The sequence below is a fragment of the Gilliamella sp. B2969 genome (genome assembly GCF_026536195.1).
Classification (GTDB): domain Bacteria; phylum Pseudomonadota; class Gammaproteobacteria; order Enterobacterales; family Orbaceae; genus Gilliamella.
In genome coordinates, this window is record NZ_JAFNOP010000006.1 from 122,554 (window position 1) to 137,070 (window position 14,517).

14 protein-coding genes and 1 CRISPR repeat array are annotated in these 14,517 nt (G+C 35.2%); of the genes, 2 read left to right on the forward strand and 12 right to left on the reverse strand.

The annotated features are described in order from the left end of the window. Positions 1-8 precede the first annotated feature (8 nt). Both allD and asnA read left to right on the forward strand, forming a co-directional pair. Positions 9-1,058, forward strand: coding sequence for an ureidoglycolate dehydrogenase (allD, locus tag J3U66_RS06970; RefSeq protein WP_267343886.1), 1,050 nt, complete (start codon positions 9-11; stop codon positions 1,056-1,058). Positions 1,059-1,374: 316 nt separating this feature from the next. Continuing rightward, positions 1,375-1,642: a CRISPR direct-repeat array (repeat unit 28 nt; unit sequence TTTCTAAACTGCCTATACGGCAGTGAAC). Between the two features lie 759 nt (positions 1,643-2,401). Continuing rightward, on the forward strand, positions 2,402-3,394 hold the full coding sequence (asnA, locus tag J3U66_RS06975; RefSeq protein WP_267343885.1) for an aspartate--ammonia ligase: 993 nt from the start codon (positions 2,402-2,404) through the stop codon (positions 3,392-3,394). A 46-nt stretch (positions 3,395-3,440) separates the two neighbouring features. On the opposite strand, the gene tenA is transcribed toward asnA, so the two are convergent. The 12 genes from tenA to J3U66_RS07035 all read right to left on the reverse strand — a co-directional run bounded on the left by tenA (position 3,441) and on the right by J3U66_RS07035 (position 14,447). Continuing rightward, positions 3,441-4,103, reverse strand: coding sequence for a thiaminase II (tenA, locus tag J3U66_RS06980; protein ID WP_267348521.1), 663 nt, complete (start codon positions 4,101-4,103; stop codon positions 3,441-3,443). Positions 4,104-4,341: 238 nt separating this feature from the next. Beyond that, on the reverse strand, positions 4,342-4,752 hold the full coding sequence (locus J3U66_RS06985) for a DUF1161 domain-containing protein (RefSeq protein WP_267333006.1): 411 nt from the start codon (positions 4,750-4,752) through the stop codon (positions 4,342-4,344). A gap of 152 nt (positions 4,753-4,904) precedes the next feature. Beyond that, positions 4,905-5,129: a hypothetical protein gene (locus J3U66_RS06990; RefSeq protein WP_267348523.1), complete on the reverse strand. Its 225-nt coding sequence runs from the start codon at positions 5,127-5,129 to the stop codon at positions 4,905-4,907. Positions 5,130-5,602: 473 nt separating this feature from the next. After that, positions 5,603-5,866, reverse strand: a complete 264-nt coding sequence (locus J3U66_RS06995) for a SemiSWEET family transporter (protein WP_081297501.1) — start codon at positions 5,864-5,866, stop codon at positions 5,603-5,605. Positions 5,867-6,622: 756 nt separating this feature from the next. After that, the gene (locus J3U66_RS07000; RefSeq protein WP_267343882.1) at positions 6,623-7,981 is read right to left on the reverse strand and encodes an FAD-binding oxidoreductase; all 1,359 of its coding nucleotides are present in this window, start codon (positions 7,979-7,981) and stop codon (positions 6,623-6,625) included. An 11-nt stretch (positions 7,982-7,992) separates the two neighbouring features. Beyond that, positions 7,993-8,664, reverse strand: a complete 672-nt coding sequence (locus tag J3U66_RS07005; protein WP_416379731.1) for a methionine ABC transporter permease — start codon at positions 8,662-8,664, stop codon at positions 7,993-7,995. After that, positions 8,664-9,683, reverse strand: a complete 1,020-nt coding sequence (locus J3U66_RS07010) for a methionine ABC transporter ATP-binding protein (protein WP_267348525.1) — start codon at positions 9,681-9,683, stop codon at positions 8,664-8,666. Before J3U66_RS07010 ends, J3U66_RS07005 begins: the two co-directional genes overlap by 1 nt. A gap of 2 nt (positions 9,684-9,685) precedes the next feature. Beyond that, on the reverse strand, positions 9,686-10,504 hold the full coding sequence (locus tag J3U66_RS07015) for a MetQ/NlpA family ABC transporter substrate-binding protein (protein ID WP_065634051.1): 819 nt from the start codon (positions 10,502-10,504) through the stop codon (positions 9,686-9,688). After that, the gene (locus tag J3U66_RS07020; RefSeq protein WP_267348526.1) at positions 10,489-11,664 is read right to left on the reverse strand and encodes a pyridoxal phosphate-dependent aminotransferase; all 1,176 of its coding nucleotides are present in this window, start codon (positions 11,662-11,664) and stop codon (positions 10,489-10,491) included. Before J3U66_RS07020 ends, J3U66_RS07015 begins: the two co-directional genes overlap by 16 nt. A gap of 259 nt (positions 11,665-11,923) precedes the next feature. Further along, entirely contained in the window at positions 11,924-12,373 is a 450-nt protein-coding gene (locus tag J3U66_RS07025) for a pyridoxamine 5'-phosphate oxidase family protein (RefSeq protein ID WP_267333010.1), read from the reverse strand. 1 nt (position 12,374) lies between these two features. Next, the gene (locus J3U66_RS07030; RefSeq protein WP_267333011.1) at positions 12,375-12,971 is read right to left on the reverse strand and encodes a UbiX family flavin prenyltransferase; all 597 of its coding nucleotides are present in this window, start codon (positions 12,969-12,971) and stop codon (positions 12,375-12,377) included. Between the two features lie 267 nt (positions 12,972-13,238). After that, positions 13,239-14,447, reverse strand: coding sequence for an aldose 1-epimerase family protein (locus J3U66_RS07035; RefSeq protein WP_267333012.1), 1,209 nt, complete (start codon positions 14,445-14,447; stop codon positions 13,239-13,241). Positions 14,448-14,517 lie beyond the last annotated feature (70 nt).

Below are 14,517 nucleotides of genomic sequence, written 5' to 3' on the forward strand. Positions count from 1 at the left end.
AGTTTACTATGCGAGTTGACAGAAAAACATTACACGATCTAATCGCGAATAAAATGCATAAAGCCGGTTTAAGTCAGGAACATGCAAGCATTGCTGCCGATGCGTTAGCTTTTGCTGATGCCCGAGGCATTCATTCACATGGTGCAGTAAGAGTAGAATATTATGCAGAACGTATTGCGAAAGGTGGCATGACCGTTAATCCTAACATCACTTATAAAGAAACAGGTCCAGCGAGCGCCATTCTCGATTTTGATAATGGCTGTGGTTTGGTTGCTGCCAAAGTTGGCATGGATAAAGCCATTGAAATGGCGAAGAAGAATGGTGTCGCGGTCGTCGGTATACGCCGTATGTCACACAGTGGATCACTGTGTTACTTTACCGAAATGGCAGCTGCACAAAATTTAGTTGCCATTTCAATGTGTCAATCAGATCCAATGGCTGTACCCTATGGTGGAGCCGAAGAATTTTTTGGTACCAATCCAATTGCATTTGCAGCCCCAACGGCCGATGAGCGAGTTGTATCATTTGATATGGCAACTACGGTGCAAGCTTGGGGTAAAGTACTTTATGCACGATCCAAAGGCGCTCCTATTCCGCCAACATGGGCCGTTGATGAGCACGGTGAACCAACCACCGATCCTCATAAAGTCAATGCTTTATTACCGATTGCTGACGCAAAAGGTTATGGTTTGATGATGATGGTTGATATCTTATCGGGGATATTACTAGGCTTGCCTTTTGGTAAAAATGTCTCGTCAATGTATGCAGACCTATCCAAAGGACGCGATCTTGGGCATTTACATATTGTCATTAACCCAGAATATTTTATCGGCCTTGAAATATTCAAACAAACTATGTCTTCGATGCTCGATCAATTAAAAAATGTCAAACCCGCTAAAGGCAATAGCCAAGTATTCTTTCCTGGTGAACGAGGTAAAAAACGTGAAGCAGACTACCTAAAAAATGGTATCGAAATTGTCGATGATATTTATAACTATTTAATTAGTGATGACATCCACTACAACCGGTATGATCATAAAAATAAATTTGCCGAGTAAACACGATTTTTTGACATAGGTAAGTAAAATCCTGTTCGCATACAAACATCATTGCTTATTTATGGTTGATACCGGCTTTACAGGTGTCAACCAAAACAAATATTAAAAGCTTAGTTCTATCGCTTTATAAACAAATTAAAGCCAACTATCAGCAGTAATGATTAACAGAAAACCTACTGGTATTAATTTACTAATCAATAGCAATATATCACGAATAAAATATAGATTGGCAAAATATCACAATTTCAAGACCAAACATGAATTCTGCCTATACGGCAGTGAACCGCTTGAGTTAATTAACTCGATTAAAGAAAAATTTCTAAACTACCTATACGGCAGTGAACCCGATTAGATCAATTGATTTATTCACAATACGTTTCTAAACTGCCTATACGGCAGTGAACGCCCCCCTTCCCACTGGTAACGCTCCCCGCTTTTTCTAAACTGCCTATACGGCAGTGAACGGCAATTCAACACCAGCAGCATCCGCGGGCAGTTTCTAAACTGCCTATACGGCAGTGAACGGTATCCGAAATTAGCAAAAGCATACCCGTCATTTCTAAACTGCCTATACGGCAGTGAACTAGAAGCTAAACCACTATAACTGTTGTTGGCAGAAAGGTAAATGATGTTTTGCTACTAAAAAACCCTTTTTTTTATGTGATTTGTAATGTATTGATTTTATTATTTTTTATATTTGGTAAAAAAAAAGGGTCCGTAAAAGGGGTTAGTCGTATACGCGTTAGCATTCAATTGTGAGTTTATAAACAGCTTTGTCGAAGTTTTTAGGCAAAAGATCCAGCTTGATTCAGTCATGAGAATTGCTATTTAGCAATGCTGACAGGTTTAATTAGCTTGTAATCTACGATATAAAAAATGACTGATGGTATATAAAATAAGTTATACACGCCGAGCATTGGTATTTAGCATTATCCAAGAAACAATTGTGCAATTGTCATCAGTTGATTATATAAAAAATAACAGGTATCAATCCCTTTGGAGGGATGATTTCAACGTTTATTATCCTGATAATATCATTAAATAATAATTAATTTGAAATAAAATATCCGTTTTTACAGATAGTTACCTTAAACTGATCAACATCCTAGTTTCATCGATTTGGTTGCTGACTTAAAAATGCAACCCACTAAATTGTTCAATTTTTGTCTTAATGTTCTTTTTAATCAGCAATTAACACAAAATAGATAACAATTATAATAATCAATAAAGTTGAGAGACAAACTCATCGCTATTTGTATCTATTTTTACCGTATTGAAACTTGCATATTTCTATTTTCTAGTTTAATTTACATACACAAATTGACAATAATTAGAGAGTAAACATGACGATATCATTCAAAGAACAACAACAACGAATAAGCTTTGTGAAACATTTTTTTGCTGATAAGTTAGCCGAAAATTTATCCCTGATTGAAGTGCAAGCACCATTATTAAGTCAAGTTGGTGATGGAATTCAAGATAATTTATCTGGTACCGAAAAAGCAGTTCAGGTTAAAGTTAAAACGATTGCTAATGCACAATTTGAAGTCGTTCACTCTTTAGCTAAATGGAAGCGTAAAGTATTAACTGATCACCATTTTGCTGAGGGTGAAGGTTTATATACTAATATGAAAGCGTTACGACCGGATGAAGATCAGCTTTCACCAATTCATTCCGTATTTGTCGATCAATGGGATTGGGAAAAAGTAATAAGTCCAAAAGATCGTACTCTTACTTACCTAAAGCAAACTGTTGAAAAGATCTATTCAGCGATTAAAGCAACAGAAAAAGCCGTATCAGAAAAATATCACCTTTCACGCTTTTTGCCGGAATCCATTACATTTATGGATAGTGAACAACTGTTAAAACGTTACCCTAACTTATCGCCAAAAGAGCGTGAAAATGCAATTACTAAAGAACTGGGGGCTGTATTTTTAATTGGTATAGGCGGCTATTTATCTAATAACGAAAAACACGATGCCCGTGCACCCGATTATGATGATTGGAGTAGTGATAATGAAATGGGTTCTAAAGGCTTGAATGGTGATATTTTAGTTTGGAATCCAGCATTAAATAGTGCATTTGAAATTTCATCAATGGGCATTCGTGTTGATCCTGAAGCATTGAAACGTCAACTTAAGATCACTCATGATGAATCTCGATTACAATTAGCTTGGCATCAAGCATTAGTCAATGGTGAGTTATTACAAACTATTGGTGGTGGTATTGGACAATCTCGATTAGTCATGTTGTTGTTACAACTAAAACATATTGGGCAAGTACAAGCAAGTGTTTGGGATGAAAAAACCAAACAAAGTTACTCGAATTTGCTATAACCTTATTACATCATACTTTGCCATCATTGGTGAAGTATGATAATTATTAACAGCTTTTTTCTAATCCCATCTGCCAAAAACCAGCTTCAAGCTGGGTTGCCGTTTTAAAAATGGTTTTTAACTGTTCAAAACGTTCTGACTTGATGTTAGATAAATTATCATTAATCCAATTGATTTCATTTTGCACTGCTTTTTGAAATTCATCACCACAATACATGTCGATCCAACTTGTATAAGGATTATTTTCTGCATTATACCAAGACTGGGCTGTTATCCAATTTGCAATCATGCCATAACCAATCAAGCATGGCGCTAAAACAATATGTAAGTCAAGAATATCACCTTTTAAGCCTACATCTAAAACATAATCGGTGTAAGCTATGTTAGCTTTGGCTCCAACTAAACGGGTTAATTCTGATTCAGTGATATGCCATTGTTTACAATAACCAATATGTAAATCCAGTTCTACTTCAACAATAGCTTTAAGGCTATGTAATGCTTGCTTGATTTCTAAAAGATTACGGCTTTTATAAACGGCAAGTCCCCAAACCCGCGAAAAGTTAACCAAAAATAGATAATCTTGCTTTAAATAGTGTTGAAAACAAGACTTATCTAAGGTTCCTTTACCAAGTTGTTCGATAAACTCATGCTGGATATAACTATTCCAATCTGTCTGGCATGAATCAATAAGGGAATAAAATGAAAACATAAAATACTATCACTTAAATAATCAATTTATAAAGGCATAAAACTGATTTTACCTAATAAACACGTGTTTTACGCCTTTTGTCGACATTAAGCAAATCAGATTCAATGGGTATAATTTGAGCCCAAAGCATATTGGATTAATGAGCAGCGTCGAAAAATAAATTAAACAACTTAATTAACAAAAACTCGCTTTGGATATTGAATGTTTAATTCTAATCGACGCTTTATTATCAACATTACTAGTTAGTGGTTGATTCTGATGTTTGGTTAGGACTTGTTTGGTTTTCCGTTTTTTGTTGTTCGCTAGAATCAACTGGCGCTGTCGTAGTTGGAGCTACTGTTTCTGCTTTTGGTTGCTCAGGTTGAGACTTTGTATCAACTGCTTTTTTATCTGTGCTTTTTGCAGCTTTGCTAGCAGAATCATAACGTACATAGACAATATTTTGTTGTCCACGATCACAAGACCCCACAATTTGCCCTTCAATTTGTTGTTGAGATTCATTTGATGAAACGAGTTTCAATTGAAATTGAGAGGCTTCAACACCATTATTTTTAATTTTTTCTGCGATATTAGCGCTGATCTCATCACAGTTGGATGCACTAGCTATCATTGGTAGACTAACGAATAAAACAAAGGCTAACTTTTTCATATTATTTCCTTTTTTATAAATGATATTTTATCGAATGCATTATAAAACTATTGGTTAATCTGTCTATAGTGTTTTTGATAAAGATAAAAAAATATTTTTATTAAAATAAAAGGAACGTTAGCCCGCCTAAAACGCAGTAAACTCACGCAATTTTAATGGTGTTTATCTTCTAATGATTTTAATTTATTGATGATCCATGATCGAATATTAGCTAGTTCTGTTTCGCTCAAGCTATTAACAAAATCTCGTTTTTCATGTAACGTTTTTCGATCATCTTCAGTTAAAACCACCCCATCTAAATTTAACAATACTTCTTTTCGATAAACTGAATAAATGAAGTCTTTTATTAACTCATCTGAAAGATTAATTTTTGTCATAATATTTCCTTCCTTTATCACGATTTTTACCCAGCAAAACGATCATCTTGCCAGATTTGTGGTACGACTTTGCTAATACAACGTTTCTAATTAAACCACTAACATTTATCAAAAATTTTTTGAAGTTGAAATCCAGATAAAAAATCGAATTAATCGCTTTTACTATAATAGTATATAAACGACATGACAATGAACAAATTTTGCACAGTGATAAAACCATTAAAAGGGGATAACTAGCAAATTATTCACTGTACTATTTGATAAGTATTTAACAAACCTGTTGATAACTCCGTATTGTATTGATTTATTTAATCTTATTACTAAGGTTAAATATTAACCTGCTGCTGTATTAATTTCAAACTTTATTAAAATATGCATTCAACATAATCAACGACAGCACAATTAAGAGAAAAAAGGAGAGAAAACTACAGGAATTGAGATCGATTTCACTGTAGTTTAATCAATAATGCGATTTATAAAGCGGTGAAAAAAGCCATTAAGCCAAAAATGACACCCGGTGAATTGGCAATAGCAATTGGCCAATCTTTCTTTTCACGCAATAAACCATAGCAAACCCATAACGAACAGTTTATTGCTGCAGCCAATGGTTGAGTGGGATTAGATTTGTAACCATGAAGATTATCAATGATTTGTGGAATATAAGAAACATACATACCAAGTGAAGCGATAGTAGCAATTACGCCCAAATAATGAAATGCTTTAGGTGAAAGATTCAAGACCTACCTCCCTACTGAGTCGAAAAATAAGGGATTCAACTCTAGCATAGATCCCTTAAAAATTGTACTCATAAACTTGATCCCGAATGTTAATTATTGATAAAGGATTTAACAAGATTTTGCATTCATGACGCCCAGCATCACAAGTTAATACCTTCTAATAAAAAGAGTAATGTGTGCTGTCGAGGTTGATTGTTTAATGTAGGCCAAATAACATATTAAAATTATCAATTTATAAAACAAGCGAAAGACTAAACTCAAAAATACTTTATTTAATCATGCAGATAAAAAATATACCGCAATGGGTAAAGGGAGGATTCAGAACCTAAAAATGATAACAGGCGCAACTCATCTAACCCAGATAAATCTGGCATAACCATTAATCGCATTTTTTAAATGGAATTTTAAAAACTATAACCGCCTACACGTCGTTAAACGTCAGCATACATATGAGCTGCTAAAAAAACAGTTTCTAAACCACCTACACGGCGTTAAACTAGAAACCGATACACTATAACGCTTGTTAGGCAAAAGATAAATGTTTTGTTTTAGGCTTAAAAACCCTTTTTTTACATTAAAATTTAACCTATTGATTATAAACAAGTTTAAATTATAGTAAAAAAAGGGTTTTGTTATGATGTTTATTGAACGTGTAAAGTTACCCTATTTTTATGAGCAAGCCCTTGCTTTAGGTAATAACAAAAAGCCTTTGATTATCATCAAAGACTTTTCAGTTAATTACAAATAAAAAAACATCTAAATTTGCAAAATATAAACTTGATTATTAAGAATATTTTTACGATCAAACTGCTGTTTAATTGCTTGCATTAATTGGCGATTATCTTCTGGTATGGCCTGCTTAAAATAGTTAACTTTAGCAGTACCAATTCCATGTTCAGCAGAAGGAAGCCCGCCTAATTGATGACATTTTAGATACAAAGCACAATGGACTTGTTCTAGTAAGCGTTGCCATTGCGCTTGCTCTCTACCATCGCGTAATAGACATAAATGGATATTGCCATCACCAGCATGTCCAAAAGCTAACATTCTTACACTGGTTTTCGCTTCTAATTGTTTGGTGTAATGAATAAAATCAGCAATTTTATTAATGGGTACAACAATATCAATAGGATCTTGCTCTGTCACCGCTTCAACAGCGCGAACTAGCGACCCGCGCACTGCCCAAATTTGACTAGCTTGTTCTACTGTTTCTGCAATAAAATGTTCACAATCAGTCAAATTAGCCAATAGTTGCTGACGCTGTTGTAATATAGTTTGATGATCAGCACCATCTAACATAACAATAAGATAGGCTTGTGCATTGGGTAATGGAAATTGAAAACCTGAATATCTTTCACCCCACTGCGCAACCTGACGTTCTACAAACTCCAGTGCTGTGGGTGTTAACGTTTGTAATATAGTTGTGATATTTGCTATAGCTAAATCAATACTTTTAAAACCAATAATTAAGGTTTCGAAAGCTTTTGGTTTAGCAATTAACTTTAAAGTGCATTGCGTAATAATACCCAGTGTCCCTTCACTGCCAATAAAGAGATGTTTTAACGAAAGCCCAGTATTATCTTTAACATTTTTACTGCCAAAATTTAAAACGCTGCCATCAGCCATAACCACTTCTATTGCTTGCACATAATCACGGGTCACGCCATATTTAACCGCACGCATGCCACCAGCATTAGTACTTATATTACCGCCAATAGTGGCATTTTTTGCACCAGGATCGGGCGGATAAAACAGGTCTTGCTTTTCAACCCATTGTTGTAAATCCTGTAATAAAATGCCTGGCTGGACAGTAATTGTGAATGTCTCTTTATCCAGTTCAACAATATTGTTCATTAAAGATAAATCAATAATAATGCCACCATTAGGAATGGTTGAACCCACCAAATTCGTACCCGCACCACGCGTTGTAATATTGATCCCTTTTGAATAGGCATATTGAACTATTTGTGAAACTTCCGCTGTTGTTACTGGATAAACCAGTAGTTCGGCTTGTCCATATTTCAATTGCAGTCCATCACTTAAGTGAGATTTTGGAATATTGTTTTGATAAATGATTCGGTTAGGATCTTTAATAATAGTTGTAATTGTATTCATGTTAATACCGATTATTTATAGCTGCGATCAAAGTGATTAGCTAATTTATCCCCTAAAAATTGAATTAACATCACAATAAAAATCAGAATGATAATACATAAAATCAGGATTTCTGTGACATAACGTTGATAGCCGTAACGAATGGCTAAATCACCTATTCCACCACCGCCAACCACACCGGCCATTGAGCTAAAGCTAATGAGCGAAATTGTCGTTACCGTTGCATGGCGAATTAATTGTGCCATCGCTTCAGGAAATAGTATTCCAATAATTATGCGAATATGTGATGCTCCGCTCGCTACTGCCGCCTCAATCACACCTTTATCTATTTGGCTAAACGCATTTTCAGCTAACCTTGCATAAAAAGCGATAGCCGCTAACGACAAAGGAAAGATAACCGCTTTTGGTCCAACAGTCGTGCCAACAAATAAAGCACCTAAAGGTAACACCGTCACCATTAAAATCAAAAAAGGAATTGAACGAGTCGCATTAATGATAAAGTTAGCAATACTATTCATTACTCTGTTTTTGAAAAAAAACGGATTAGACATCAAAAACAGCAACAGCCCGATTATTGTGCCAAATAAAATACCAGCAAGCAGTGACCAACTGACCATAATAAAAGTCTCGTAGGCGGCTTGCCATAACATTTGTGCTATTTCAGCAAGGGTGAGTTTTATCATTAATTTATTTCCTCAATAATCACACCTTGATTGTGTAACTTTGCAATAAGATTTAATATATCATCGGGATCACCAATTAACTCTATCACTAAATTGCCTAGCGCTTGCTCGTTAAAATACTCGATAAAGCCATGCAAAATATTGAAAGCGACGCCTGTTTCAAGCGCTGATTGATATAAAATAGGTTGCGTAGTATTTTCATTAATATAGCGTAGTCTAACCAGTTTGCCTTTAGCATTTTGTCTAATTCGATCGGGAAGATGGGTATTTTCATCAATATTAAGAAAGTTTTGGGTAAAGCGTTGTTTTGGACAAGCAAATAAATTAAATGTGTTATTCATCTCAACAATTTCACCTTGCGACATTACCGCAACCCGATGACAAATCTTTTTTACCACATCAATTTCATGGGTAATAAGAACTATAGTTAAACCAAATTTTTCATTGAGTTGTTTGAGTAAATCCAAAATAGCGCTGGTTGTGGTTGGATCTAATGCACTGGTCGCTTCATCACATAGCAATATTTTCGCTTCATTCGCTAAGGCCCTTGCAATACCGACTCGCTGCTTTTGCCCACCACTAAGCTCGGCAGGATAAGCATAAGCTTTATCGCTCAACCCTACCAATGTCAGAAGCTCTTTCACTCGGTTTTTTACTGCATCACCCTTTTTGCCAGCAGCCTTAAGAACAAAGGCAATATTTTCATAAACGGTTTTTGAACAAGCAAGGTTAAAATTTTGGAAAATCATACCTACCTGAAAACGAAAGGCCTGTAAATGGCGGCCTTTCAAAGTGCTAATATCAACACCATCGATAATAACTTGCCCTGACGACGGTATGGCGAGTCGATTAAGCGTTCTTACCAATGTACTCTTACCTGCACCGCTTGAGCCAATAATGCCAAAAATTTCGCCTTGATTGACATCAAATGAAACATTTTTGACAGCTTCAACTATTTGGCCTTTTGCCTCAAAGCGCACCGATACATTTTTTACTTGGATTAAAGGTGTTTGTTGCATAATTAAAATAATTGATAGTCAGGTTTTTGGAAAGTATAAAAAATACCATTTTTATCTTCGATCACTTGCGCAAATTCAGGTGACTTAAGTACATCAATAATGTCTTTACCTAAAGTATCTTTAGATGAACTTCGAATGGCAATAACATTTTTTAGATCTTTATCTAATACTTCGGTATAAAGTGCTTTAGACAAATCTAAACCGGCACCAATAGCATAGTTACCATTGACAACCGACAATACCGCACTATCTAACGATCTAGGTGTTTGCGGTGCTTCAATTGGAACAATATTTAAACCATAAGGATTTTCAATAATGTTATTAGGAGTAAGATTATTTTTATCCACAGTTGGATCAAGTTTAATAAGACCTGCGGCTTGCAAGATTCTTAATGCTCGTGCTTCATTAGTGACATCATTGGCAATAGTGACTTGATCACCTTTTTTTAATTGAGAAAAATCAGTAATTTTATTAGAAAAAATACCCGCACCAGCGGTAGGCACAAAGCCAATTGCGATAATATCTAAATTGCGTGCCTGTTTAAAATTATTCAAATAAGTGAGATGTTGAAATAAATTAGCATCAATTTCTTTATTCGCTAACGCCAAATTAGGTTGTACATAATCACTAAACTCCCGAATTTCAACACTATAACCTTTCTTTTCTAGCCCTGGTGCAATCGCTTGTTTAAACATATCACCATAAGGTCCGGCAGCAACACCGACAACAATATGATTCTCTTTTTTAGTATCATCACAACCGGTCAGCAAAGTGAATGTTGATAAAATAGCAAAACTTAATGCAATTAATTTTTTAAACATAATAATTTTTCCTTAAATTTGGATAATCTTTGTAAAGCTGCAATCAGCGTTTGTTCTTGTTTAGCAAAATGAAAACGAATATATCGATACTCAGGATGTTTGAAAAATGCCGACCCCGGTACAGCCGCTACGCCTACTTCTTTAATTAACCATTCACAAAATTCAAAATCAGTTTTAAATGGGTTAAAGGCCGAAATATCAACCAAGACATAATAGGCGCCTTGAGGTTCATAATAAGATAGACCTATTTTATCTAACCCTTGCAAAAACAATTGACGTTTTTCAGTATAGATTTGAGTTAATTGTTGATAATAATCCTCACCCAATGATAAGCCAGCACAAGCGGCTTTTTGTAATGGTGCAGCGGCGCCAACAGTTAAAAAGTCATGGATCATTTTACAGCCATCAATGATAGTTTTATCTGCAATAATATAACCAAGGCGCCAACCTGTAATCGAATACGTTTTTGATAATGAACTACAACTAATAGTACGCTCTTTCATACCGGGAAAATTGGCTAAATAAAGGTGCTTGTGCGGGGCATAAACCATATGTTCATACACTTCATCAGTAATAACATAAGCATCAAACTCGATGGCTAATTGACTGATATAGTCAAGTTCTGCTTTGGTAAAAACTTTACCGCATGGATTACTCGGATTACATAAGATTAAGGCTTTCGCACCTTGTTCAAACGCTTGCCTAAGCTGCTTTTTATCAAACTCAAATGTTGGTGGAATGAGTGGTACATATATTGGCGTTGCATCAGATAAAATCGCATCAGCACCATAATTTTCATAAAAAGGCGAAAAGATGATAACTTTGTCTTTAGGATTACAAATTGTCATAACTGCACACATCATTGCTTCTGTACTTCCACAGGTTACAAGGACGTTTTCATCGGGGTTTATATCAATGTTCATCAATTTTTGCTGCTTTTTAGCCAGTAACTGTCTAAATTCTTTTGAACCCCAAGTAATTTCATATTGGTGAGGACCTTGCTCAGCAGCCTGTTTAAGAGCTTGTATCAATTCTTTTGGTGGATCAAAATCAGGAAATCCTTGTGATAAATTGATAGCTTGATATTCATTTGCAATTCGGGTCATCCGGCGGATAACTGAATCAGAAAAGTGGTCGAGTCGATCGGCTAATTTACGCATTTATGTTAGTGATGAAAAAAATTAAGGTTTGCAAGTATAATACAAAATAGTATTTTTCTCGTTAAATAATATATTTATATATATTTATAATTTTTTTTTATAACAAGGTTAATTTTTAATGATTGCCAATCAGTTTACTTGAAAGCTGTGAATTTGAGCTATTGGATAAGAATAGTGATTCAATAACTCAATTTGAACGAATTGAATGGACATAAAAACGGCTAAAATTGAAAATTTGAACCACCTGACGGTAAAAAGATTAGTTTCTTGTCCAAATATCTTTATGCGCAAAACCAAGTAAATTATTGGTCATTTTAATGTACTGTAATTCCAGTGACCAAATCGGCGCTTTCATTAATTTAGCGAATGGAAAAGCTTGATAATACAGTGAATAAGCATGCATAGCTTGTTGATCACTTAGCTGTTTTGCTATTGCAACAAACTGTATACCTTGAATTTGAACAACAGTTTTAGGCGCGATACTAATTGTACCTGCTACCTGTGGCTGATTGAGCATTGCATTAGCATGCTGAGTTTTTAGCTCAGTGAGAAAATATAAATTCATCAAATCTTGATCAAATACATAAAAGGTATTACATGCCCAAGGTTGATTATTCGATAAAATCACACATAGCGAAAGCACATGTTGTTTTTTGATAAATTCAATGATTTTATGATTAGGTTGCCTACAAAATTTGTTGCTCGTCATGTCATTCAATTATTTTACTGTTAAGTTGCATATCCTCACCCCAGCGAGGTAAACAAGGCATATCAATATCAAACAAGTCTAAGGCTCTTGCAACGCTATGAGTTATCATATCATCAATGGTATCAATATGTTGATAAAAAGCAGGAACCGGTGGAAATATTATGCCGCCCATTTGAGTGACGGCTTGCATATTGTTAATGTGACCTAAATGCAGTGGTGTTTCTCTTACCATTAAAACTAAACGGCGACGCTCTTTAAGTACCACATCAGCGGCTCGAGTAAGTAAATTATCAGATAAACTAGTCGCAATAGCAGATAGAGAGCGCATTGAACAGGGAGCAACTAACATACCAAGAGTTTTATAAGATCCACTGGCTATCGCAGCACCAATATTATTAATGGAATAAACCTTATCTGCTAATGCTTGAATCTGTTTTATACTCATATTGGGGACTTCGTAGCGACAAGTTATTTGTGCAGCTTTAGAAATAACAAGATGCGTTTCGATATCTAACGGTTTTAACAGTTCTAACGCTTTAATACCATAAGCAATTCCTGTTGCGCCACTAATACCAATTATTATTCGTCGGTTTGCCATTTCTATCCTTATCGTTTAGTAAAATTACACTTAAATAGTGAAATACTATTTTAGCATTAGCAACGTAAAATCATCGTTTAAGTGTTGAGTCATATATATAAACATAATTTTACCGACTATACCTACCAATTAAAAGCGAATCAAGTATCAACCAGCAATACATCTTTAAACTACTTTTATTTAGATAATAATTTTAGAGATGAATAACATGAAAAAATAGATAGATGAGATAGCTACCAACTGCGCGTTGGTAGCAAAATTGGGTAGTTATTCTTTGGCCATAGGTTGAGTAACAACTTGGGTCTGTTGCGCACCCTGAATTGCGTTGATTTGCTCTTCATATTTGCTTACAGCATCTTTACCCGATAATAAACTATACGTTAAAGTAAACTCTGTACTTTGACCAGGGGCCAATTGACGAACGCGTTTTTGTTCTCGCTCTATGGTCACTGGATAGGCAAAACTGGTACCAGGCTCAAGACCCGTCACATAACCTTGCTTAAGGGTGTCGGTATTTTTCCATAACGAAAGTACCGGTAACTGTTTGGTATTAAAAGCGATACCTGCTGCTTTATCGCCTGCTTTATTGGTGACCATCACTTGTGTGTGATTATTTGCATCCGCAAATGGATAAACGTTAAAGACCATTTCATCAAAATCTTTAGTTGGACCTAAATAAGTTTGCCACGTCGCTAATCCTTCTTTCGCATAATCGTTAAAAGGTGAAATTTCTTTAACTGGCGCAACAAATCTAGCGCCTTCTTCAAGAATTGGCGTACCAAAATTGCTATGATAGATGATTTGATAATCGCGGGTATAATCACTCTTATTGGTTACAACATCGTGTATGGTAAAGTCATTACTTCCTGGCACATAGCTAAGTGATGCCCACGTTTCTAAATGACTTTTTTTGAATGTGTTTTCTTTTATTAAACCTTTAATGTTAATAGTATAGGGTGCTTTATCTTCGATTGTGACAATTAATTTTGATACAGGCGTATTTTGTGCTCGCCCATGAAGCGTATACATCATGCCATCGGCTTGAACGGCATGTCCAGTCCATTCAAAACCACAACGAACCATCATTTCGTTAAAGCCATCTAACCAACCGATGCCGCCGCGACTTTCTAAATTGATATATTTGGGGTTAACAACTTCATTAACAGGCGAATCCCAGCCTAAACGAACCCCCTCCCCTTCTACCGATAAAATACCTAAGCCACGAGTAGGAATTAATTTAATAGTCAAAACATCACTTGTTATTGTTAGTAATTCAGTTCCTTCTTGTTTACCGCCTTTAAGCACCGTGTTTTGAATAGTAAATTTTTCATTTTTTACACCCAAATCTTTGCTTGAAATCGACCAGTTACCTTCTGCAATATCTTTTTCGTTATCGATTAAGACAAACTCTTTTGCACTGGCATTACAGCTAAGCAGACCAAGTAATAGAGCAGATGAAACAATTTTGATTTTCATAGTGATTCCTTATAATGAATAAAACGAAACTGAATCGGTTCAGTTAATATGACACAAAATTGAAGGAATC

What these genes read in the sequence shown, in the direction of transcription:
- asnA (WP_267343885.1), top strand. Translation starts at nt 2,402, where the DNA reads ATGACGATATCATTCAAAGAACAACAACAACGAATAAGCTTTGTGAAA.
- J3U66_RS06990 (WP_267348523.1), bottom strand. Translation starts at nt 5,129, where the DNA reads ATGACAAAAATTAATCTTTCAGATGAGTTAATAAAAGACTTCATTTAT.
- J3U66_RS07035 (WP_267333012.1), bottom strand. Translation starts at nt 14,447, where the DNA reads ATGAAAATCAAAATTGTTTCATCTGCTCTATTACTTGGTCTGCTTAGC.
- J3U66_RS07030 (WP_267333011.1), bottom strand. Translation starts at nt 12,971, where the DNA reads ATGGCAAACCGACGAATAATAATTGGTATTAGTGGCGCAACAGGAATT.
- tenA (WP_267348521.1), bottom strand. Translation starts at nt 4,103, where the DNA reads ATGTTTTCATTTTATTCCCTTATTGATTCATGCCAGACAGATTGGAAT.
- J3U66_RS06985 (WP_267333006.1), bottom strand. Translation starts at nt 4,752, where the DNA reads ATGAAAAAGTTAGCCTTTGTTTTATTCGTTAGTCTACCAATGATAGCT.
- J3U66_RS07025 (WP_267333010.1), bottom strand. Translation starts at nt 12,373, where the DNA reads ATGACGAGCAACAAATTTTGTAGGCAACCTAATCATAAAATCATTGAA.
- allD (WP_267343886.1), top strand. Translation starts at nt 9, where the DNA reads ATGCGAGTTGACAGAAAAACATTACACGATCTAATCGCGAATAAAATG.
- J3U66_RS07010 (WP_267348525.1), bottom strand. Translation starts at nt 9,683, where the DNA reads ATGCAACAAACACCTTTAATCCAAGTAAAAAATGTATCGGTGCGCTTT.
- J3U66_RS07005 (WP_416379731.1), bottom strand. Translation starts at nt 8,664, where the DNA reads ATGATAAAACTCACCCTTGCTGAAATAGCACAAATGTTATGGCAAGCC.
- J3U66_RS07000 (WP_267343882.1), bottom strand. Translation starts at nt 7,981, where the DNA reads ATGAATACAATTACAACTATTATTAAAGATCCTAACCGAATCATTTAT.
- J3U66_RS07015 (WP_065634051.1), bottom strand. Translation starts at nt 10,504, where the DNA reads ATGTTTAAAAAATTAATTGCATTAAGTTTTGCTATTTTATCAACATTC.
- J3U66_RS07020 (WP_267348526.1), bottom strand. Translation starts at nt 11,664, where the DNA reads ATGCGTAAATTAGCCGATCGACTCGACCACTTTTCTGATTCAGTTATC.